This window comes from Castellaniella defragrans 65Phen (genome assembly GCF_000612685.1).
Classification (GTDB): Bacteria; Pseudomonadota; Gammaproteobacteria; order Burkholderiales; family Burkholderiaceae_B; genus Castellaniella; species Castellaniella defragrans.
The window spans coordinates 840,433-861,587 of record NZ_HG916765.1 but is presented as its reverse complement, the minus strand read 5'-3'; the positions used below and the strand labels follow the sequence as shown (position 1 = coordinate 861,587).

General features: G+C 69.6%; 15 protein-coding genes and 2 pseudogenes. 7 read left to right on the top strand and 10 right to left on the bottom strand.

Annotated features, from left to right (window positions below; all coding sequences use genetic code 11):
• Nucleotides 1-16 precede the first annotated feature (16 nt).
• Complete coding sequence (gene ilvD, locus BN940_RS03770; RefSeq protein ID WP_043680292.1) at nt 17-1,873, bottom strand: dihydroxy-acid dehydratase; 1,857 nt, start codon at nt 1,871-1,873, stop codon at nt 17-19.
• 66 nt (nt 1,874-1,939) lie between these two features.
• On the opposite strand from ilvD, the gene ppc reads away from it, so the two are divergent.
• Nucleotides 1,940-4,843 (top strand): phosphoenolpyruvate carboxylase, encoded by a 2,904-nt coding sequence (ppc, locus tag BN940_RS03765; protein WP_052355585.1) that lies wholly within the window; start codon nt 1,940-1,942, stop codon nt 4,841-4,843.
• 148 nt (nt 4,844-4,991) lie between these two features.
• On the opposite strand, the gene BN940_RS03760 is transcribed toward ppc, so the two are convergent.
• From BN940_RS03760 to BN940_RS03730, 8 genes and pseudogenes are all read right to left on the bottom strand, one after another.
• The gene (locus tag BN940_RS03760; protein ID WP_043680286.1) at nt 4,992-5,903 is read right to left on the bottom strand and encodes an EamA family transporter; all 912 of its coding nucleotides are present in this window, start codon (nt 5,901-5,903) and stop codon (nt 4,992-4,994) included.
• Nucleotides 5,904-5,924: 21 nt separating this feature from the next.
• A complete protein-coding gene (locus BN940_RS03755) occupies nt 5,925-7,208 on the bottom strand; it encodes a TRAP transporter large permease (RefSeq protein WP_043680284.1) in 1,284 nt (427 codons plus the stop codon).
• Complete coding sequence (locus BN940_RS03750) at nt 7,199-7,648, bottom strand: TRAP transporter small permease (RefSeq protein WP_052356032.1); 450 nt, start codon at nt 7,646-7,648, stop codon at nt 7,199-7,201. The genes BN940_RS03755 and BN940_RS03750 overlap by 10 nt, the downstream gene beginning before the upstream one ends.
• 133 nt (nt 7,649-7,781) lie before the next feature.
• The gene (locus tag BN940_RS03745) at nt 7,782-8,768 is read right to left on the bottom strand and encodes a TRAP transporter substrate-binding protein (protein ID WP_043680281.1); all 987 of its coding nucleotides are present in this window, start codon (nt 8,766-8,768) and stop codon (nt 7,782-7,784) included.
• A gap of 106 nt (nt 8,769-8,874) precedes the next feature.
• A pseudogene (locus BN940_RS18285) lies at nt 8,875-9,660 on the bottom strand (SMP-30/gluconolactonase/LRE family protein); the annotation flags it as partial.
• 135 nt (nt 9,661-9,795) lie between these two features.
• Nucleotides 9,796-10,617: pseudogene (locus tag BN940_RS03740) on the bottom strand (NAD-dependent epimerase/dehydratase family protein); the annotation flags it as partial.
• Nucleotides 10,618-10,632: 15 nt separating this feature from the next.
• Complete coding sequence (kdgD, locus tag BN940_RS03735; protein ID WP_043680278.1) at nt 10,633-11,538, bottom strand: 5-dehydro-4-deoxyglucarate dehydratase; 906 nt, start codon at nt 11,536-11,538, stop codon at nt 10,633-10,635.
• Nucleotides 11,539-11,867: 329 nt separating this feature from the next.
• Nucleotides 11,868-12,602 (bottom strand): FadR/GntR family transcriptional regulator, encoded by a 735-nt coding sequence (locus BN940_RS03730; protein ID WP_043680276.1) that lies wholly within the window; start codon nt 12,600-12,602, stop codon nt 11,868-11,870.
• A 239-nt stretch (nt 12,603-12,841) separates the two neighbouring features.
• On the opposite strand from BN940_RS03730, the gene garD reads away from it, so the two are divergent.
• A complete protein-coding gene (gene garD, locus BN940_RS03725) occupies nt 12,842-14,362 on the top strand; it encodes a galactarate dehydratase (protein ID WP_043685761.1) in 1,521 nt (506 codons plus the stop codon).
• Between the two features lie 94 nt (nt 14,363-14,456).
• Here the strand turns inward: garD and BN940_RS03720 are convergent, their stop codons facing one another.
• Nucleotides 14,457-15,731 (bottom strand): glucarate dehydratase family protein, encoded by a 1,275-nt coding sequence (locus BN940_RS03720; protein WP_043680273.1) that lies wholly within the window; start codon nt 15,729-15,731, stop codon nt 14,457-14,459.
• 330 nt (nt 15,732-16,061) lie between these two features.
• On the opposite strand from BN940_RS03720, the gene BN940_RS03715 reads away from it, so the two are divergent.
• From BN940_RS03715 to BN940_RS03695, 5 genes are all read left to right on the top strand, one after another.
• The gene (locus BN940_RS03715) at nt 16,062-17,234 is read left to right on the top strand and encodes an ABC transporter substrate-binding protein (protein ID WP_052355584.1); all 1,173 of its coding nucleotides are present in this window, start codon (nt 16,062-16,064) and stop codon (nt 17,232-17,234) included.
• An 80-nt stretch (nt 17,235-17,314) separates the two neighbouring features.
• Nucleotides 17,315-18,394: an ABC transporter ATP-binding protein gene (locus BN940_RS03710; RefSeq protein ID WP_043680271.1), complete on the top strand. Its 1,080-nt coding sequence runs from the start codon at nt 17,315-17,317 to the stop codon at nt 18,392-18,394.
• Nucleotides 18,391-19,266 carry an ABC transporter permease gene (locus BN940_RS03705; RefSeq protein ID WP_043680267.1) on the top strand — a complete coding sequence of 292 codons (876 nt, stop codon included), beginning with the start codon at nt 18,391-18,393 and terminating at the stop codon, nt 19,264-19,266. Before BN940_RS03710 ends, BN940_RS03705 begins: the two co-directional genes overlap by 4 nt.
• Before the next feature lie 110 nt (nt 19,267-19,376).
• Nucleotides 19,377-20,165: an ABC transporter permease gene (locus tag BN940_RS03700; protein ID WP_052356031.1), complete on the top strand. Its 789-nt coding sequence runs from the start codon at nt 19,377-19,379 to the stop codon at nt 20,163-20,165.
• Complete coding sequence (locus BN940_RS03695; RefSeq protein WP_052355583.1) at nt 20,162-21,151, top strand: aldose epimerase family protein; 990 nt, start codon at nt 20,162-20,164, stop codon at nt 21,149-21,151. The genes BN940_RS03700 and BN940_RS03695 overlap by 4 nt, the downstream gene beginning before the upstream one ends.
• Nucleotides 21,152-21,155 lie beyond the last annotated feature (4 nt).

The following is a 21,155-nucleotide window of genomic DNA, read 5'->3' as shown; positions in this document are numbered from 1 at the left end:
CCGCCGCCAGGGCGCATCACATCAGCTGCCCGACGTCGCGCACGGCGCCCCGGTCGGCCGAGGTCGCCAGCGCCGCGTAGGCCCGCAGCGCCTGGGACACTTCCCGCTGGCGGTCCACCGGCTTCCACGCCTGCGCGCCGCGCGCCTCCATGGCCGCGCGGCGCGCCGCCAGGGCTTCCTCGCCAATCGCCAGGTGGATGCGACGGTTGGGGATGTCGATCTCGATGGTGTCGCCGTCCTCGACCAGGGCGATGTTGCCGCCCTCGGCGGCCTCGGGCGAGGCGTGGCCGATCACCAGGCCCGACGAGCCGCCGGAAAAGCGGCCGTCCGTCAGCAGGGCCGCGCACTTGCCCAGGCCCATGGACTTCAGGTAGGACGTGGGGTAGAGCATTTCCTGCATGCCGGGGCCGCCCTTGGGGCCTTCGTAGCGGATGACGACCACGTCGCCGGCGCCGACCTCGCCGCCCAGGATGCCCGCGACCGAGGTTTCCTGGCTTTCGTAGACGCGCGCGCGGCCGGTGAAGGTGAGGATGCTTTCGTCCACCCCGGCCGTCTTGACGATGCAGCCGTTGGGCGCCAGGTTGCCGTACAGCACGGCCAGGCCGCCGTCCTGCGAATAGGCGTGCGCGCGGTCGCGGATGCAGCCGGATTCGCGGTCCAGGTCCAGGGTCTCGTAGTAGCGGTCCTGGCTGAACGCGGTCTGGGACGGCACGCCGCCGGGCGCCGCGCGGTAGAAGTCGGCCACGCCGGCGCCGTGCTCGCCGCACACGTCCCAGCGGCGGATGGCCTCGCCCAGGGTGCCGGCGTGCACGTTGCCCACGTTCAGGTCCAGCAGGTCCGCGCGGGCGAGTTCCGCCAGGATGCCCATGATGCCGCCCGCGCGGTGCACGTCCTCGATGTGGTAGTCCGGCGTGGCCGGGGCGACCTTGCACAGGCAGGGCACGCGGCGCGAGATCCGGTCGATGTCGGCCATGGTGAAGGCCACGCCGGCCTCCTGGGCGGCGGCCAGCAGGTGCAGCACGGTGTTGGTGGAGCCGCCCATCGCCACGTCCAGCGTCATGGCGTTGCTGAAGGCCTCGAACGTCGCGATGCTGCGCGGCAGGACGGAGGCGTCGTCCTGCTCGTACCAGCGCTTGCACAGCTGCACGATCAGGCTGCCCGCCAGCTCGAACAGCCCCTTGCGCCGGGCGTGCGTGGCCACCACCGTGCCGTTGCCCGGCAGCGACAAGCCCAGCGCCTCGGTCAGGCAGTTCATGGAATTGGCCGTGAACATGCCGGAACAGGATCCGCAGGTCGGGCAGGCGCTGCGTTCCACGGTCTCGGCCTGCTCGTCGGTGATATTGGGGTCGGCGGCCTCGATCATGGCGTCGACCAGGTCCAGCTTGCGCACCACGGTCTTGCCGTCCTTGGCGATGACCTTGCCGGCCTCCATCGGGCCGCCGGACACGAACACGGCGGGGATGTTCAGGCGCATGGCGGCCATCAGCATGCCCGGGGTGATCTTGTCGCAGTTGGAGATGCAGACCATGGCGTCGGCGCAGTGCGCGTTGACCATGTATTCCACCGAATCGGCGATCAGCTCGCGCGAGGGCAGCGAATACAGCATGCCGCCGTGCCCCATGGCGATGCCGTCATCCACCGCGATGGTGTTGAATTCCTTGGCCACGCCGCCGGCCGCCTCGATCTGGCGCGCAACCAGCTGGCCCATGTCCTTCAGGTGCACGTGGCCCGGCACGAACTGCGTGAAGGAATTCACCACGGCGATGATGGGCTTGCTGAAGTCCGCATCCTTCATGCCGGTGGCGCGCCAGAGGGCGCGGGCGCCGGCCATGTTGCGGCCGTGGGTAGAAGTGCGGGAACGATAGTGCGGCATGGCGGCTGTCCTGGAAACGGAAGGGGCAAAAGCGCTTATGATAAACGGTTCCTCCCGCCTGGCACGATGGGGCGGGCAGGCCGCGCACGCCCTGATTCCGACGATGGAGACCCCGTGAAGCCCGCAACCCCGAACGACGCCATTTCCCCCCTGCGACAGGACATCCGGATGCTGGGCCGGACGCTGGGGGAGGTCATCCGGGACTGCGAGGGGCGCGCCGTCTACGACGTGATCGAAAAACTGCGCCGCGCGGCGGTGAAGTTCCGCCGCGAGGGCCTGGACCGCGACGGCCGCATGCTGGAGCGCCAGATCCGCCGCCTGGCCGACGGCGAGGCCAATTCCGTGGCGCGCGCCTTCAGCTACTTCCTGCACCTGTCCAACATCGCCGAGGACCGCGACCAGACCCGCCGCCAGCGCCGGCAGTGGCAGGCCGAAGGCCCCGCCGTCCCGGGCAGCCTGCGGCACGCCGTCGATCTGCTGCAGGCCGCCGGCCTGTCCGGCGCCCGCATCCGCCAGCACCTGGCCTCGGCCTGCATCGTGCCCGTGCTGACGGCGCACCCCACCGAAGTCCAGCGCAAGAGCACGCTGGACCTGCACCAGGCCATCGCCGGGCACCTGCGCCAGCTGGACACGCCGCACGCGCCGCTGGAAGCCGCCCGGCTGCAGGAACGCCTGGCCGGCCTGATCGCCGCCCTGTGGCAGACCCGCATGCTGCGCCAGAGCAAGCTCACCGTGCTCGACGAGATCGACAACGCCCTGTCCTACTACACCAGCACCTTCTTCAGCACCCTGCCCCAGCTCCACCTGGACATGGGCACGCTGCTGCGCAAGCCGGCGCGCACCGTGTTCGACGTGGACAACACGCCGCTGCCGCCCTTCGTCCACATGGGCAGCTGGATCGGCGGCGACCGCGACGGCAACCCGAACGTGGACGCCGGCACGCTGGAGCAGGCGCTGCTGCGCCAGTGCGCGCACGTGCTGCGCCACTACCTGACCGAAGTCCACGCCCTGGGCGCCGAGCTGTCCGTCTCGCAGTCCCTGATGCACGTCACCCCGGCCCTGGCCGAGCTGGCCGCCGCCAGCCGCGACCCTTCGCCCCACCGCCAGGACGAGCCCTACCGGCGCGCCTGCATCCACATCTATGCCCGGCTCGCCGCCACCGCGCAGGCCCTGACCGGCCGGCGCCTGGCCCGGCGCACCATCTACGACGCCCCGGCCTACGGCTCGGCCGCCGAACTCGCCGCGGACCTGCGCATCGTGGCCGAGTCGCTGGACGCGCACCACGGCGCCCTGGTCGCGCGGCTGCGCCTGACGCACCTGCGCCAGGCGGTCGAGATCTTCGGCCTGCACCTGGCCACGGTGGACCTGCGGCAGAGCTCCGACGTGCACGAGCGCGTGCTCGACGAGCTGATGCGCCACGCCCGCGTGACCCTGGACGGCAAGCCGGTGCGCTACGCCCGGCTGCCCGAGGCCGACCGCGTCCGCGTGCTGCGCCAGGAACTGCGCGAGCCGCGTCCCCTGGTGTCGCCCTGGATCGAATATTCGGCCGAGACCACCAAGGAACTGGCCATCCTGCGCATGGCCGCCGACTGCCGCCGCCGCTTCGGCAAGGCCGCCCTGCGCCAGACCATCGTGTCCCATACCGAGACTCTCAGCGACCTGCTGGAAGTCCTGGTGCTGCAGCAGGAAACCGGCCTGATCGCGCCGACCGCGGCGAACGACGCCGAGCCCGACAGCGGGCTGATGGTGGTGCCGCTGTTCGAGACCATCCCCGACCTGGAGCGCGGGCCGGACATCATGGACGCCTGGCTGTCGCTGCCCGAGGTCGCCGCGCGCGTGCGCCACGCCCAGCACGGCATCCAGGAAGTCATGCTGGGCTATTCCGACAGCAACAAGGACGGCGGCTACCTGACCTCGAACTGGTCGCTCTACCAGGCCGAGCGGCGCCTGGTCGAAGTCTTCCGCAGGCACCGCACCCGCCTGCGCCTGTTCCACGGGCGCGGCGGCTCCGTGGGCCGGGGCGGCGGCCCCAGCTACGACTCCATCCTGTCGCAGCCCCCGGGCACCGTGAACAACCAGATCCGCCTCACCGAACAGGGCGAGATCATCCAGGGCCGCTACAAGGACGCCGAGGTCGGGCGCTCGCACCTGGAGCTCTTCGTCGCCGCCACGCTGGAGGCCAGCCTGGCGTCCGGATCGCCGGCCAGCCGCGCCGAGGACGACCACGCCGCCCGCTACGGCGAGGCCATGGCCTGGATGTCGGAGACCGCCCGGCACGCCTACCGCGACCTGGTCTACGGCACGGAAGGCTTCACGGACTATTTCTTCGCCTCGACGCCGATCCGCGAGATCGCCGGCCTGAACATCGGCTCGCGCCCGTCCTCGCGCAAGGCCCTGCAGCGCATCGAGGACCTGCGCGCGATCCCCTGGTCGTTCTCCTGGGCCCAGTGCCGCCTGCCCCTGCCCGGCTGGTACGGCATGGGCACGGCGCTGCGGCGCTACCTGGCCGAGGGCGGCCCCGACCAGGCCCTGCCGCAAGAAGAACGCCTGCGGCGCCTGCAGGCCATGGCGCGCGACTGGCCGTTCTTCCGCACCCTGCTGTCCAACATGGAGCAGGTGCTGGCCAAGACCGACCTCGCCATCGGCCGCGCCTACGCCGAACTGGTGCCCGACAAGGCCCTGCGCAAGCGCATCTTCGAGCGCATCGCCGCCGAATACCAGGCCACGCTGGACGCCTTCCGCACCGTCACCGGCCACGACCTGCTGGCGCACGACGAGCCCCTGCGCAGCGCCCTGGCCGAGCGCTTCGCCTACATCGACCCGCTCAACCACCTGCAGGTCGAGCTGCTGCGCCGCGTGCGCTCCGGCCACGCCTCCGCGCGCCGCGCCGACGAGCAGGAATCGCGCGACCAGCGCGCGATCCACATGACCATCAACGGCATCGCCGCCGGGCTGAGGAATTCGGGATGAGGCCGGACACGAAATAGTCCCTGCGGACTATTTCGTGCCTGCCGAATCGGAGCGGCCTGCAGGCCGCGACGTGGGGGGATGTCCCAATCCTCGACGATCCGTGCCTGCCGAATCGGAGCGGCCTGCAGGCCGCGAGGTGGGAACCGCTTCAGTGCCGCCTCGAATACGCCAGCAGCACGATCCCGCCCAGCACCACCGCGCCGCCCAGCAGCTGCAGGCCGCCGAAGACCTGATCCAGCAGCAGCCAGCCGAACAGCAGGCTGGCCACGGGCTCGATGTTCATCACCGGCGCATTGCGCGCCATGTCCAGGCGCGGCACGAACACGAACAGGACCGTGAACGCCGTGGCGTACAGGACCGACAGCGTGGCCAGGGCGGCCCAGCCCTGCCCGCCGGACGGCGGGCTCATGCCCCCGGGCACCACGCCGGCCGCCCCGGCCGCCAGCATGCCGCAGAACACGATCAGGATGGTGTAGAGGCTGCGCACGGCGCCCGGCAGGGACGACAGCCGGTGCTCGGTGATCCACAGTCCGCAGGCGAACGCGCAAGCCGCCATGAACGCGAAGCCGATGCCCGCCTGCCAGCCCGGCGCCGCGGGCCCCGCAGCCGACAGCCAGGCCGGCAGATCCAGCACCAGGATCAGGCCGCACAGGATCAGCCCCATCAGCAGGCTGGCGCGCCGCGTGGGCGGCGAGCCGCCGAGCGCCCAGGTCAGCAGGGCCAGCAGGATCGGAAAGGTGTTGCCGATCAGCAGCGCCAGGGCGACCGGGATGCGGGCCACGGCGGAATACAGGCACAGGCTCTGCAGCGCGATCAGCACGCCGAGGACGAGCTGCCACCTGGCCTGGCCGCGCGCCAGGCGCAGGCGCGGCTGCTGCCACAGCACGAAGCCCGCCAGGACCAGCAGGGTCAGGCCGGAACGGCAGACGATGGCCAGCAGCAGGCCCGCCCGGTCGTCGAAGGCGAGGCGGGCCGCCACATGGTTCGCCGCGAACAGCGCACCCACGCAGAGCAGGATCGCCACGGCGGAACGGCGCGGCAGGACGGCGGAAGATGTCATGGGTCGGACTCCGGACGGGGATCAGGATAGCAGGTGCCCGGGCAGCCACAGGGAAAAGGCCGGCACGTAGGTGACCAGCGCCAGGGCCACCAGCAGGGCGCCGTAGAACGGCCAGATCGTGCGCATCACCGTGCCCACCGACACCTGCCCGATCGCGCAGCCGATGAACTGGGTGGTCCCCACCGGCGGCGTGTTCAGGCCCAGCGCGCAGTTCAGCAGCATCACGATCCCGAACTGGACCGGTCCCATGCCGTACTGCATGCAGATCGGCAGGAAGATCGGCGTGCAGATCAGAATCGTGGCGGCCATGTCCAGGAACGTGCCCAGCACGAACAGCGCGACGTTCACCATCAGGAAGATGGCCCAGGGGCTGTCCGAGACCGCGGCCATCAGCGCGCCGGTCTTTTCGGCGACGCCGTAGAAGCCGATCAGATAGCCGAAGGTCGCGGAGATCCCGATCAGAAGCAGCACCACGCCGGTCGTCTGGACGGCCTTGGCCGCCGCGGCGACGAACTGCCGCCAGCTCAGCGAACGGTAGACCAGCGCGGTCAACAGCAGGGCGTACAGGGCCGCGACCGCCGCCGATTCCGTCGCGGTGAACACGCCGCTGAGGATGCCGGAAATGATCAGCACGATCACCAGCATGCCGGGCACGGCCGCCGCCAGCGAATGCAGCACCGCCGGCCAGCCCGGAAAGATGCCGGCCGGATAGCCGCGCCGCCGCGCGACCAGGTAGGCGGCGGCCAGATTGCATGCCGTCAGCAGGATCGCGGGCACCACGCCGGCGGCGATCAGCGCGGCGATGGAGACCTTGCCGCCGGCCGCCAGCGTGTAGATGATGATGTTGTGGCTGGTCGGCATCAGCGCGCCGACCAGCGCGGCGTGCGTGGTGACGTTGACGGCGTAGTCCGCGTGGTAGCCTTCGCGCTTCATCATCGGGATCATCACCGAACCCATGGCCGACACGTCGGCCACGGGCGAGCCCGACACGCCGCCGAACAGCGTGCAGGCCAGCACGTTGGACATGCCCAGGCCGCCGCGCACGTGGCCCACCACCGCCTTGGCGAAGGCGACGATGCGGTCGGCCACGCCGCCGTACAGCATCAGCTCGCCGGTGAAGATGAAGAACGGGATCGCCAGGAACGAAAAGGCGTTCATGCCCGAGGTCATCTGCTGGAACGCCACGGCGATCGGCAGGTCCTCGTAGACGATGGCCGTGACCGACGCCAGCCCGATCGAAAAGGCGACCGGCACGCCGATCACCAGGAAGGCCGTGAAGGCCAGGGAAAGAATGGTCAGCGCCATGAGGGTTCCACCTTCCTGTCGCGCAGGACTGCGACGATGTGTTCGACGGAAAAGATCATGATCAACCCGCCCGCGATCGTGGCGGGCATGTATTTCCAGCCCTCGGACACGCCCAGATTGGGAATCTTGTAGGCGTGCACGGACTCGGCCAGCACGGCGCAGTTCCAGGCCATCAGCAGGCCGAAGGCCAGCACCAGGGCATGGACCAGCAGCAGCAGGAAGCGGCGGCGGGCGGCGGGCACGAGCAGCAGCAGGGACTCGAAGCCGATGTGCGTCCCATCGCGCACGCCGACGGCCGCGCCCATCATGGTCACGTACAGGACCAGCAGCAGCGAGAGGCTCTCGGCCCAGGTCGGCGTGTCGTTGAGCACGTGGCGGCCGAAGACCTGGAACGCGACCGCCGCCAGCAAGGCGATCATGCCCGCGACGCTGAGCATCATGCACAGCCGCGCCAGGCGGGCGCAGGCCCGGGTGTAGCCGTCCGACAGGCGGATCCACCAGCCCGCCGGGGCGGCGGCCGCGCCGCCGCCCGCCGCCATTGCGGCCAGGCTGGTTCCGGAGGCGCGCCGCACTTTATTTCACCGCCTGGATGCGCTTGACCAGATCGCGCATCTCGTCGGTCGTCACGAACCGGTCGTAGACCGGCTTCATCACGGCCTGGAACGACGCCTTGTCGGCCTCGACCACCTGGGCCCCCGCCTGCTGGACGATCGCCAGGGACTTGTCTTCGCGCTCGGCCCACAGCTTGCGCATGTAGGGCACAGACTCGCGGGCCGCGTCCTGGATGATCTTGCGGTCGGCCTCGGGCAGCTTGTCCCACTGGCGCTTGGAAAACAGCAGGATCTCGGGCGTCATGGTGTGCTCGGTCTTGGAGAAGAACTTCGCCACCTCGTAGTGGTGCCCGCTCTCGTAGCTGGGGTAGTTGTTCTCGGCGGCATCGATCAGGCCGGTCTTCAGCGAGGTATAGACCTCGCCCATGGGCATGGGCGTCGCGTTGGCGCCGATCGCCTCGATCATCGCCACCGACAGGTCGGACTGCTGCACCCGGATCTTCATGCCCTTGGCATCGGCCACGCTGCGGACCGGCTTGCCCCGGGAATACATGGACCGGGCGCCGCTGTCGTACCAGGCCAGGCCGACGAAGCCGGCCTGCTCGCACGACTTCAGGATCTGTTCGCCGATGTCGCTGTCGAGCACCTTGTGCAGGTGCTCCTTGGAAGTGAACAGGAACGGCAGGGACGGCACGCGGGTGACTTCGCAGATGTTGTGCATGGCCGCGCTGCTGACGCGGGCCATGGACAGCGCGCCCAGCTTGACCTGCTCGATCGAATCGCCTTCGCTGCCCAGCGCGCTGCCGGAGAACACCTTGACGGTGATGCGCCCGCCGCTGCGCTCCTTGATCAGCTCGCCCATCTTCTGGACGGCGAGCACCGTGGGATAGCCTTCCGGGTGGATGTCGGCGGAGCGCAGCTCCAGGGCCTGGGACAGCCCCGGGCCGGTGGACAGCAGCATGCCGGCGGCGATGGCCAGCGAGACGCGCTTCAGAGTTGAATAGGACATGTCTTCCTCTCTCCTGTCGAAGGATGGTTTTGTGTTTGGAACTTCAGGGGGTACCGCGGGTGCCGCAAAATCAAGGCGGCCCGTCAAGACGGGCCGCCAGGGTGAATCAGGGCGCGTAGGGGGATTCCTCGATTCCGCTCACCCCCGGCCGCAGGGCGAACACCGCGCCGTCCAGCGCATGCGGAGCCGCATCCGGCAGGCGGATCGAGGTCACGAACAGGGTATCCAGCCCGGCGCCGCCGAAGGCGCACATGGCGGGCTTGGCCACGGGCACGCGCAGGCTGCGGTCCAGCCGGCCGTCCGGGGTGTAGCGATGCACCAGCCCCGCGTCGTTGCCGCAGATCCAGTAGCATCCCTCGGCATCGATGGCGGCGCCGTCGGGCCGGCCGCCGGCCAGCGCTTCGATGAACACGCGGCGCCGGCCCGGCACGCCTTCGTCGGCGTCATAGTCGTAGGCCCACACGCACTGCCGCGACGGATGGGAATCCGACAGGTACATGGTGCGCCCGTCGGGGCTGAACGCCATGCCGTTGGGCACGATCAGGTCCCCGGCCATCCGCTCCAGGCGCAGCCCGTCGCCGCGGCCGGTCATGCGGTACAGCACGCCGACCGCGGCGGCCCGCGACATGTCCATCAGCATGGTGCCGACCCAGAAGCGTCCCTGGCGGTCGCAGCGGCCATCGTTTAAGCGCATGCCGGGCCGCGCATGATCGACGCCCGTCCAGCGCTCCGTCGTCAGGATCTGGCCCGCGCCCGGCGTCAGGCGATGGATGCCGTCCTCCATGGCGCCGATCCAGCCGCCTTCGGGCAGGCGGGCGATGCAGCCGAGCTGCTGATCGGCGCGCCAGCTGGCGTGCTGCTGGTCGCCGACACGCCAGCGGTGCAGCGCGCCCGCCTGGATGTCGACCCAGTACAGGGCCTGCTCGCCCGCATGCCAGACCGGGCTCTCGCCCGTCTGATTGCGCAGGTGCAGGACCAGTTCGGCGTCTCCCGCCGAGCGGGTGGCCCGGCGCACGGGCGGCATGTTCTCGTAGGGTCCGGCGGCGGTGAACGCGCCGCCCTGGTAGACCTGGTCGGGATCGTCGGCCGGCGGTGCCGGCTGGCGCTCGATCTCGGCGCGGAAGGGCTCGGAACTGTCCTGCGGGACATAGCCCAGGATGGCGGCGCCGGAGTTGTCCCACCAACCGTCGCGGTTGTCCGAGGCGCCGTAGACCACGGTGTGGCCCACGCCCGGAGTGAACAGGCCGCGCCGCACGAGATCCGTCAGGTCGCGGTAGCTGAGCCAGGTGTGCATCATCCGGCGATTGCGCGGCGCCGGAAAGGACGAGCCGATGCGCACGCTGACGGTCTCGATCCCGTAGCGGTCGTGATAGAAGGACGCCAGGTCCTCGCCGAAGGACTTGGACAGACCGTAGTAGCCATCGGGACGGCGCGGCGACCGGCTGTCCAGGCGCACGCCCTGCCGGTGGAAGCCGATCACGTGGTTGGAACTGGCGAACACGATGCGGCGCGCCCCGTGCCGGCGCGCGGCCTCGTAGATGTGGTACGTGCCCCGTATGTTCGCCTCGATGATCTCCTCGAAGGGCCGCTCCACCGAGATCCCGCCCAGGTGCACGACCGCGTCGACGCCTTCCATGAGGGCGTCGACCGCGTCCTTGTCCGACAGATCGCAGACCACGACCTCTTCATGGGGCCCCTCGGACGGCGCCATCGGGGCGATGTCGGACAGCCGCAGGACCCGCGCATGGGGCCGCAGCGTCTCGCGCAGCACCTTGCCCAGGCCGCCGGCGGCGCCGGTGAGGAGGATGCGGCCGTATGGCCGGGAAATGCCGGACTCTTCAGTCGCCATGCTCGCCTCCGTCGATCAGAGCGCCTCGATCAGCTCGCGCAGCGCGGCTTCTTCCTGCGGCTGCAGGTCCACCAGCGGCGCGCGCACCGGGCCGGCCGCATGGCCGACGATGCGCGCGCCGGCCTTGACGATGCTGACCGCATAGCCCTGCTTGCGGTTGCGGATCTCCAGCATCGGCAGGAAGAAGGTGTCCAGCAGACGGCCGGTGGTTTCGTGATCCCCGGCCCTGACCGCTTCGTAGAATTTCATGGCCGTGGCGGGGATGAAATTGAACACGGCGGAAGAATACACCGGCACGCCCAGGGCGCGGTAAGCCTCGGCGTAGACCTCGGCCGTGGGCAGGCCGCCCAGGTAGGCGAAGCGGTCGCCCAGCCGGCGGCGCACCCGCACCATGTTCTCGATGTCGCCCACGCCGTCCTTGAAGCCGATCAGGTTCGGGCATTCGTCGGCCAGCTGCTCCAGGATCGAGGCCGACAGGCGGCACTGGCCACGGTTGTAGAGCACCACGCCGATCTCGACGGAGCGGCAGACTTCCTTGACGTGCGCGGCGATGCCGTCCTGCGGGGCTTCGGTCAGGTAGTGCGGCATCAGCAGCAGGCCGGCCGCACCCTGGCGCTGGGCCTCCTGGGCGAAGGCGATCGCCGTGCGGGTCGGCCCGCCCGCGCCGGCCAGGATGGGCGTATGGCCCTGGCAGGTCTTGACCGCCGTGCGCACCACCCGGGAGAACTCGTCCAGCGTGAGGGAGAAATATTCGCCCGTGCCGCCGGCCGCGAACAGCGCGCGGGCGCCGTAGGGCATCAGCCATTCCAGGCGGGCCTGATAGCCCTTGGGGTCGAAATCCCCCTGGGCGTCGAAATCCGTGACGGGAAACGACAGGAGTCCGTCCCTCAGGATGTCCTTCAATTCCTGGCAAGTCGTCATATGCGTGGTGTCCTCTGATTCTGGAAGGCGCGCGTCACGCCCTCTCGTCCATTCATGTCGTACGTTATCATATGACATAGGGCGATGGGCAACAAGCGGAATCCTGCCGGATTAGCGTATACCCTTACATCTGGATGGTTTGTGTGGCGATTTCGCCAGGAATCCGTGCGGGAAGCCGGACCCCATCATCTTATACGATGACATACCTATAAGAGGCCGAGGCGCTGCGGCGCGTTGGAAATGGACGGCGCCGGTGCCGGGTCAACGGGTCAACGGGTCAACGGGTCAACGGGTCGGGAGGCCGGGCGGCGGCGGGCGCGCGAACGCCCTCAGGCGTCCTGCGCGGCGGCTTCCTGGGCGCGGCGCAGGCGTTCCCGGCTGTTGGTGAGGTGCGTGCGCATCGCGGCGCGCGCCGCGTCCGGGTCCTTGCGGACGATGGCGTTGTAGATGTCCTCGTGCTCGACGTGGACGCGGCCGAGATAGCCGGTGCGGTCGTTTTCCGCCAGCGCCGCCGAATCGACGCGCGTGCGGGGAATGATGGCCTTGCCCAGCTGCTTGAGGATGTCGTGGAAATAGCGGTTGCCCGTGGCCGTGGCCACCATCAGGTGGAAGGCGATGTCCGAGACCACCGCGTTGCCGGTCTTCTTGCGCACGTGTTCGGCGAACTCGTCCAGGATGACGCGCAGCTGCTGCAGCTGGGCGTCCGTGCGGCGCAGCGCGGCCAGCCCCGCCGCCTCGGTCTCCAGGCTGATCCGCAGTTCCAGGATCGCCAGCACGTCCAGCATGGTGAGGATGTTTTCCGTGCGGATGCGCAGCTGCTGTTCGTTGCGCGGTTCGAGCAGGAAGGTGCCGATGCCGTGCCGCGTCTCGACCAGGCCGGCGGCCTGCAGGCGCGAGATCGCCTCGCGGATGACGGTCCGGCTGACGCCGAAGGACTCCATCAGCGCGGACTCGGTCGGCAGCTTTTCGCCGACGTGGAATTCGCCGTGGCGGATGCGCTCGGAGAGCGCGGCCACGACATTCTGGGTGAGATTGCGCGAACGGCGGGCGGGAACGGAGGCCATGGGCGGGGTCTGTGGGTTCGGACCGATTCATGATACTGCATTCCCGAAGAGATAACTCATACGATGACACATTATCGATTACCCTGTTCCCGCCGGACCCGGCAGCGAACTGCATAGGGCAATGATCTCGATCCGGCCGCACACGGCCGATTGTCAGTGCAAATCTCTAGTTGTATGATGAGATGATCACAAGGAGACTCCCCGTGCATTCCCCCAGACCGACCGTCCAGGTCCCCCGCATGATCCGCATGCGCGCGGGCGACAACGTCGCCATCGTCGCCAACGACCGGGGGCTGCCCGCGGGCGCCCGCATCCCCGACGGCCCGACCCTGCTCGAAGCCATCCCGCAGGGCCACAAGGTCGCCCTGTGCGACATTCCCGAGGGCGGCGCCATCGTGCGCTACGGCGTCGTCATCGGCCACGCGACCCGCCCGCTGCCCGCCGGCAGCTGGGTCTACGAGGCCGTGATGCGCATGCCGCCGGCGCCGTCCCTGGACGAGCTGCCCATCTGCACCGCCCCCGTGCCCGATCCCGAACCCCTGGCCGGCTACACCTTCCAGGGCTACCGCAACGCCGACGGCTCCGTGGGCACGCGCAACATCCTCGCCATCACCATGACGGTGCAGTGCGTGGCCGGGGTGGCGGACATCGCCCTGGAGCGCATCCGCCGCGAACTGCTGCCGCGCTATCCGAACGTGGACGGCGCCGTGGCGCTGCACCACGGCTACGGCTGTGGCGTGGCCATCGACGCCCCCGGCGCCTCCATCCCGGTGAAGACCCTGCGCCACATCGCGCAGAATCCGAATTTCGGCGGCGAGGTCATGCTGGTCAGCCTGGGCTGCGAAAAGCTGCAGCCCGAGCGCCTCATGCCCGAGCGCTTCAAGGACCGCGGCGAGACGCACCCGGACCTGGTGCGCCTGCAGGACGAGCGGCACGTGGGCTTCGGCAGCATGATCGACGACATCCTGGCGATGGCGGAAACCCACCTGGAGCGCCTGAACCGGCGGCGCCGGGAAACCTGTCCCGCCTCCGACCTGGTGGTGGGCGTGCAATGCGGCGGCAGCGACGCCTTTTCCGGCGCCACCGCGAATCCGGCGGTGGGCCACGCCGCCGACCTGCTGGTGCGCGCGGGCGCCACCGTGATGTTCTCCGAGGTCACCGAGGTGCGCGACGGCATCGACCAGCTGACGGCGCGCGCGGCCACGCCCGAGGTCGCCCGCGACCTGATCCGCGAGATGGCCTGGTACGACGATTACCTGCGGCGCGGCCAGGCCGACCGCAGCGCCAACACCACGCCGGGCAACAAGCGCGGCGGCCTGTCGAACATCGTCGAGAAGGCCATGGGTTCCATCGTCAAGTCCGGCACGATGCCGATCCGCGGCGTGGTCCCCCCGGGCGAGCGCGCACGGGACAAGGGGCTGCTGTACGCCGCCACCCCGGCCGGCGACTTCGTCTGCGGCACCCTGCAGCTGGCGGCGGGCATGAACGTGCACATCTTCACCACCGGCCGGGGCACCCCCTACGGCCTGGCCGAGGTCCCGGTCATCAAGGTCGCCACGCGCTCGGACCTGGCGCGCCGCTGGCACGACCTGATGGACATCGACGCCGGCCGGATCGCCAGCGGCGAGGCCAGCATCGAGGCACTGGGCCAGGAACTGTTCGAGCGCATCCTGGAAGTCGCCAGCGGCCGCAAGACCTGGGCCGAGCACTGGGGCATCGTCAACGATCTGGTGCTGTTCAACCCCGGCCCCGTGACTTGACCGGAACGGCCTGGGGGCGGATCGCGTTGTTGGTTCGCCCCGCCGTGCAATCTGCACCGTCTTCGGCTTCCCGCCCAGGCCGTCCCGGCTGTGCTCAGAAGCGCGGCGCCTTGCCGCTCCAGTCGGACCGGTACTTGCGCATCTGCGCGGCGTCGTCGCGCGAACGGATGCCGCAGCTCAGGTACTGCTCGTGCAGCCGCGCCAGGGCGTCCTGGTCGATCTCCAGGCCCAGGCCCGGGGCGTCGCCCAGCACGATGGCGCCATCATGGAAGCGCAGGTGCCCGCCGGCGACGACTTCCTCGTCGGGATCCAGCCAGGGGTAATGCGTGTCGCAGGCGTAGCTCAGGGTCGGCACGCTGGCGGCCACGTGCGCCATGGCCATCAGGCTGATGCCCAGGTGCGAGTTGGAATGCATGGACAGCCCCATGCCGAACACCTCGCACATGCGCGCCAGCAGCTGCGTATCGCGCAGCCCGCCCCAGTAGTGGTGGTCCGACAGGATGATCTGGCAGCCGTTGGCCGAGACGTTCTCGCGGAACTGGGCCATGTCCGTGACCACCATGTTGGTCGCCAGCGGCAGGCCGGTCGCCCGGTGCAGCGCGGCCATGTCGGCCAGCGTCGGGCAGGGGTCCTCGTAGTATTCCAGCAGGCCGTCGAGCCGCTTGCCCATCTCGATCGCGGTGGCGAGCGACCAGTTGCCGTTGGGATCGATGCGCAGCGGCATGCCGGGGAAACGGGCCGCCAGCGCCTTGACGCATTCGACTTCCTGTTCGGGCTCCAGCACCCCGCCCTTGAGCTTGATGCTCTGGAAGCCGTACCGGCCGATCATGGTCTCGGCCTGGGCCACCAGCTGCGCGGGCGTCAGGGTCTCGCCCCAGGCGTCGTCGGGATAGGAGGGATCGACGTGGCGGGCATACTTGAAGAACAGGTAGGCGCTGAAGGGCACCGCGTCGCGCGCGCGCCCGCCCAGCAGGTCCACCAGCGGCGCGCCCAGGTGGCGCGCCTGCATGTCCATCAGGGCGACTTCCAGCGCGGAATAGAGCTTCTGGACGTTCTTGGCCGGATCGGTGCCGGGCGCGAGCTTGTAGGCCGTGTTGGCGCTGACCTGGGTGCGCGCCACGGTGTCCTGGACGCGCCGGCGCAGGCCGTTCAGGTCGAAGGGGTCCAGCCCGATCAGGCTCGGCTGCAGGGCCCGCAGCAGTTCGATGATGGGCGCGTCGCCGTAGGTTTCGCCCAGGCCGATCCGGCCGGTGTCGCTTTCCAGTTCGATGATGGTGCGCAGCGCGTAGGGCTCGTGGATGCCCGCGGCGTTCAGCAGCGGGGGATCCTTGAATGCGATGGGCGTGATCTTGACAGTCTTGAGTTTCATGGGAGGCCTTGCGGGGACAGTGAGATTGCATGTTGTCGTATGACATGCAGACTGTAGATTCAGCGGGAAATCCCGGACTACTAGGGAATATACTGACAAGAAGCGGAATTTCCGAATTTAGTCCATGTAAATCATAATACTAGGACTATTATTCATTTTATGGAACCGCGTCCACGGGCCCGCGAGATGCAAAAAAATGTTGTCCTCCGGACCCATGAACTTATATGATGACTTACGAGAAGAACGGCTGGACATCTGGGCCGCGATCGAACTGGACATTCCGTTTGCCGGCTTCTTCCGCGCACTGGCGAACACCCTAGGAGACAACTCATGAAAGGCATCAAGCAGTCCCCGCGACTGGGACGATTCCACGCGCTGGCGGGCGCCCTGGCCCTGGCCGGCGCTGCCCTGTCGGCCCACGCCGCCCCCGTCACGCTGAACGTCGTCGACGTGGCCGGCAACCTGGCCCTGACGCAGAAGGCCCTGGAAGCCTTCCGCGACCAGCACCCGGACCTGGTCTCGAACATCACCTTCACCAACGCGCCCTCGCCGCAGCTGCCCGGCAAGATCAAGGCCATGCAGAATGCCGGCCGCTCCGACATCGACCTGGTCCTGACCGGCACCGACGCCCTGGCCGCCGGCATCGAGCAGGGCCTGTGGCTGAAGCTGCTGCCCGACCACGAGGCCGAGTTCAAGGACATCCTCACCCGGTACGCGCGCGGCCCCGCCCGCATGCAGGAACTGGCCCAGGGCTACGGCCTGGAAGTCACCTTCATGCCGGCCGGCCCGCTGCTGGAATACAACCCGGCCAAGGTGCAGAACCCGCCCAAGACGCCGGCCGAGCTGCTGGCCTGGTGCAAGGCCAATCCCAACAAGCTGATCTACGCGCGGCCGGCGAATTCGGGCCCGGGCCGCACCTTCCTGATGGGCCTGCCCTACCTGCTGGGCGACAAGGATCCCTACGACCCGATCAACGGCTGGGACAAGACCTGGCAGTTCCTGAAGGAGCTGAACGACTGCGTGCCCTACTACCCCGGCGGCACCTCGGCCGTGATGAAGGAGCTGGGCGAAGGCAGCCGCGACATGACGGTGACCGTCACGGGCTGGGACATCAACCCGCGCGCGCTGGGCGTGGTGCCCGCCGAGTTCAAGATCCAGGCCTTCGACAACTTCACCTGGGTGAACGACGCGCACTACATGGTGATCCCCAAGGGCGTCTCGGCGGAAAAGCAGAAAGTCCTGTTCCAGCTGCTGAAGTTCATGCTCGAACCCAAGCAGCAGGCCATGACCTATGACTCCGGCTACTTCTACCCGGGTCCGGCCATCCGCGACGTGCCGCTGTCGGCCGCGCCGGCCGAAAGCCAGGAGGTCATCAAGAAGTTCGGCCGGCCGGAATACGACGAGATGATCGCCCGCCGCCCGAACGCCGTGCCGCTGGACGCCAAGGCGATGGTCGAGGCCTTCCGCAAGTGGGACGCCGAAGTCGGCGCCCTGAAGAAGTAACGCAGTCGCATTCCCGTGAACGGCCGCCCGCCTGCCCGCCCCGGGCGCGCGGGCGGCCCGACCCTCCTGGATCAAGGATCATGAATCATTCTTTTCAACAGCTGCGTCTGGATGGCGTGGGCCGGAAATTCGACACGGCCTCCGGCTCGGCCGTCGCCGCCCTGAGCGGTCTGAGTCTCGACATCCGGCGCGGCGAGTTCATCGCCCTGCTCGGGCCGTCGGGCTGCGGCAAATCGACCGCGCTGAACTGCCTGGCCGGCCTGACCTCGCTCAGCGAGGGCAGCATCTGGCTGGACGATACCCGTATCGACGTGCTGCCGCCGGAGCGGCGCGGCTTCGGCATGGTGTTCCAGAACTACGCGCTGTTTCCCCACATGTCGGTGCGCGACAACGTGGGCTTCGGCCTGCGGATGCGCGGTGTGCGCAGGGACGAGATCGCCCGCCGCGTGCAGTCGGCCATGAGCCTGGTCCAGCTGGAAGGCCACGAACACAAGCTGCCGGGCCAGCTCTCCGGCGGCCAGCAGCAGCGCGTCGCCATCGCCCGGGCCATCGTCATCGAACCGCCCGTGATCCTGATGGACGAGCCCCTGTCGAACCTGGACGCCAAGCTGCGCATCGAGATGCGCGCGGAAATCCGCCGCATCCACCGCCAGCTCGAACGCGCCACCATCTACGTCACCCACGACCAGGACGAGGCCCTCTCGATGGCCGACCGGATCGTGGTGATGCGCGCCGGCTCGGTGCAGCAGATCGGCGCGCCCCGCGAAGTCTACGGCCGCCCGCGCAACCTGCACGTGGCGCGCTTCATGGGCTACCGCAACGTGCTCGACTTCCGCACCGTGCGCCAGGCCGGCGACAGCCTGACGCTCGAACGCAGCCAGATCCAGCTCGCCGGCACCGCCATCGGCGAGCTGGCCGGCCGCCGGGAAGTCGCCGTCGCCATGCGGCCCGACGATTTCGAGATCGCCGCGCAGGGCCAGACCAACGCCTTCGACGCCACCATCCGGACCCTGGAATTCGGCGGACGCGACTCCCTGCTGTCCGTCGCCACCGGCCTGGGCGACCTGTACGTGCGCCTGCCGGGCGCCTTCGCGCCGGGCGACCGCATCCGGCTGCACATCCCGGCCGACCGGGTCCTGGCCTACGCGGAGGCCGCATGAGCTCGACCGCCCTGAGCGTCGCGCCCACGGGGGACCGGCGCGGCTGGCTGGTGGCGCCCGCCGTCCTGGTGCTGCTCGCCCTGTTCGTCTACCCCTTCGTCTACGGCGTCGTCATCTCGACGCAGCCGCTGGAAGGCGGCGGCCTGTGGGCCAACTACACGCACTTCTTCACCACGCCCTCGCAATGGAGCACGCTGTGGGTGACGCTGAAGCTGGCCGTGCCCGCCACCCTGATCAACGTCGGCCTGTCCGTGCCGGTCGCCTTCGCCCTGCGCCGCGACAGCCGCGCCCAGCGCATCGTCACGACGCTGCTGGTGATCCCGATCACCCTGGGCACCGTGCTGGTCGCCGACGGCATGCTGACCTTCTACGGCCCGGCGGGCTGGTTCCCGCAATTCCTGCAGGGCCTGCACCTGTACATGGACGAGGTCCGCCTGACCCACAATTTCTGGGGCGTGCTGATCTCCCTGGTGATCTCGGGCTTTCCCTTCGCCTTCCTGCTGACCCTGTCCTACATCTCGGGCATCGACCCGACGCTGGCCAAGGCGGCGGGCACGCTGGGCGCCGGCCCCTGGAACCAGTTCCGGCTGATCTACCTGCCCCTGCTGGTGCCGGGGCTGTCGATGGCCGCCGCGCTGTCCTTCGTCCAGGCCTTCGCCGTGTTCCCCTCGGCCATCCTGCTGGGCGCCCCGGCGGGTCCGACGCGGGTGATCTCCATCGCCGCCTACGAGGCGGCCTTCGAGCAGTACGACTACGGCATGGCCTCGGCCATCGCCATCGTCATGGGATTCGTGCAGCTGCTCATCGTCTGCGCGATCTTCGCATTCCGGCGCGCCTTCTACAGCGGGCCAGCCACCAGCGGCAAGGGTTGATGATCATGGATACCGCCAACACACTCCCGACTTCCCGGACCGGCCTGCCCGCCTCCGCCGCGCCCTCGCGGCGCTGGGGCTGGCTGTGGCGCGCCACGATCTGGACCGTCATGGGCTTCTTCCTGCTCAACGTCGTCTTCATGATCGCCACCGTGGTGGTCAACTCGGTGGCGACGCGCTGGTTCGGCACGCCCCTGCCCGAAGGCTTCACGCTGTCCTGGTACGGCCGCGCCTGGGACGACTTCCAGCTCGCGCACGTCCTGGTGGTGACGCTGGAAGTCGTCGCCGCCACGGTCCTGCTGTCGATCCTGCTGGGCGTGCCCGCCGCCTACGCGCTGGCCCGCGCCCAGTTCCGCGGCAAGCGCCTGGCCATGCTGCTGATCCTGCTGCCCATGATGGTGCCGCCGGTCACCTACGGCATCCCCATGGCCACGGCGATGTACCAGCTCGGCGTCGGCGGCACGCTGACGGGCGTCATCCTGTCCAACCTGGTGCCCGCCCTGCCCTTCGTGATCTTGGTGATGACGCCCTTCATCGAGCAGATCGACCCCGGCCTGGAATCGGCCGCGCGCATCTTCGGCGCCAACACCTACCAGTATTTCCGCCACGTGCTGCTGCCCCTGCTGGTGCCGGGCATGCTGGCGGCGGGCCTGCTGGTGCTGGTGCGCACCATCGGCATGTTCGAGCTGACCTTCTTCACGGCGGGGCCGGATTCCCAGACCCTGGTGGTGGCGCTGTACTACGCGGTGTTCTCCACCGGCGTGCGCGCGCCGCAGGCGATCGACGCGATGGCGATGATCTACATGGCCATCACCCTGCTGTGGGTCCTGATCGCCCTGCGCTTCGTCAGCCCGACGCAGCTCGTCAGCCGCGTCAAGGAAGCACCCCGCGAGGCATGAACGCGCAGCGCCAAGAAGGCCCCCTGGGCGCGCCGCAGGGGCCTGCCGGGATGTACGCCGCCTGGATGGACGCGGCCGGGCCGGCCCGTCTGGCCCTGAGCTGCGGCCCCCACCGGGCCGTGCTCGCGCCGGCGGCCGGCGGGCGCATCCTGCGCTGGACCACGGACCTGCCCGAGGAAGGGCCGCGCGACTGGCTGGCGCCGGTCGAGGCCGAGGGCTGGCCCGCCCACGCCTGGCCCAAGGGCGGCCTCTTTCCGCTGGCGCCGTTTTCCAACCGCGTGCGCGACGCCCGGCTGCGCTGGGGATCGGGTACGCTGGCCCTGGAAGCCCTGCCCGGCCATCCCCACGCCCTGCACGGCCAGGCCCAGGCGATGCCCTGGACGGTCCTGGACGCCGGCGCCGCCCACGCCGAACTGGCGCTGGACCATCCGGCCGGCGTCGGCGGCTGGCCCTGGGCCTGGCGGCTGCGCCAGACGGTCCGGCTGGAGCCCGCCGGCCTGCGCGTCCGCCTGTCGCTACGCAACCGGTCGGACACTCCCATGCCCGCCGGCCTGGGGCTGCACCCCTACTTCACCGCGGCCGGCGTGCGCCTGAACGCCGCCGTCGAATGGACCCACGAGGACGAGCTGGCGCGCTTTCCCCGGGCCAACCAGCGCGCGGACTGGCCGCGCGGCACGCGCACCTGGACCGCGTTCCTGGGCGGCTGGGACGGCCTGGCCCGGCTGGACTGGGAGCGGGGACCGGGCCTGGACCTGCGCGCCGAAGGCCCGCTGGAACACCTGGTGCTGCACGCCAACGCCGGACGCTACCTGTGCGTCGAGCCCGCCACCCACGTCTGCGACGCCGTCAACCTGAGCGCGGACGGACAGGCCGACACCGGGCTGCGCGTCCTGGCGCTCGACGCATCCCTGGACGTCGGCCTGCGGCTCGACGTCCGCCCGAACCCGGCCCGCCGCGCGGACGGCGCGGCCCCGACAGACCCCTGACACG

Bases quoted from the DNA above. Each gene is read 5' to 3' on its own strand.
- BN940_RS03755 (WP_043680284.1), bottom strand. From the start codon at position 7,208: ATGGCGCTGACCATTCTTTCCCTGGCCTTCACGGCCTTCCTGGTGATC.
- kdgD (WP_043680278.1), bottom strand. From the start codon at position 11,538: ATGACGACTTGCCAGGAATTGAAGGACATCCTGAGGGACGGACTCCTG.
- ilvD (WP_043680292.1), bottom strand. From the start codon at position 1,873: ATGCCGCACTATCGTTCCCGCACTTCTACCCACGGCCGCAACATGGCC.
- BN940_RS03715 (WP_052355584.1), top strand. From the start codon at position 16,062: ATGAAAGGCATCAAGCAGTCCCCGCGACTGGGACGATTCCACGCGCTG.
- BN940_RS03710 (WP_043680271.1), top strand. From the start codon at position 17,315: ATGAATCATTCTTTTCAACAGCTGCGTCTGGATGGCGTGGGCCGGAAA.
- BN940_RS03760 (WP_043680286.1), bottom strand. From the start codon at position 5,903: ATGACATCTTCCGCCGTCCTGCCGCGCCGTTCCGCCGTGGCGATCCTG.
- BN940_RS03700 (WP_052356031.1), top strand. From the start codon at position 19,377: ATGGGCTTCTTCCTGCTCAACGTCGTCTTCATGATCGCCACCGTGGTG.
- BN940_RS03720 (WP_043680273.1), bottom strand. From the start codon at position 15,731: ATGAAACTCAAGACTGTCAAGATCACGCCCATCGCATTCAAGGATCCC.
- BN940_RS03695 (WP_052355583.1), top strand. From the start codon at position 20,162: ATGAACGCGCAGCGCCAAGAAGGCCCCCTGGGCGCGCCGCAGGGGCCT.
- BN940_RS03745 (WP_043680281.1), bottom strand. From the start codon at position 8,768: ATGTCCTATTCAACTCTGAAGCGCGTCTCGCTGGCCATCGCCGCCGGC.
- ppc (WP_052355585.1), top strand. From the start codon at position 1,940: ATGGGGCGGGCAGGCCGCGCACGCCCTGATTCCGACGATGGAGACCCC.
- garD (WP_043685761.1), top strand. From the start codon at position 12,842: ATGATCCGCATGCGCGCGGGCGACAACGTCGCCATCGTCGCCAACGAC.
- BN940_RS03750 (WP_052356032.1), bottom strand. From the start codon at position 7,648: ATGATGCTCAGCGTCGCGGGCATGATCGCCTTGCTGGCGGCGGTCGCG.
- BN940_RS03705 (WP_043680267.1), top strand. From the start codon at position 18,391: ATGAGCTCGACCGCCCTGAGCGTCGCGCCCACGGGGGACCGGCGCGGC.
- BN940_RS03730 (WP_043680276.1), bottom strand. From the start codon at position 12,602: ATGGCCTCCGTTCCCGCCCGCCGTTCGCGCAATCTCACCCAGAATGTC.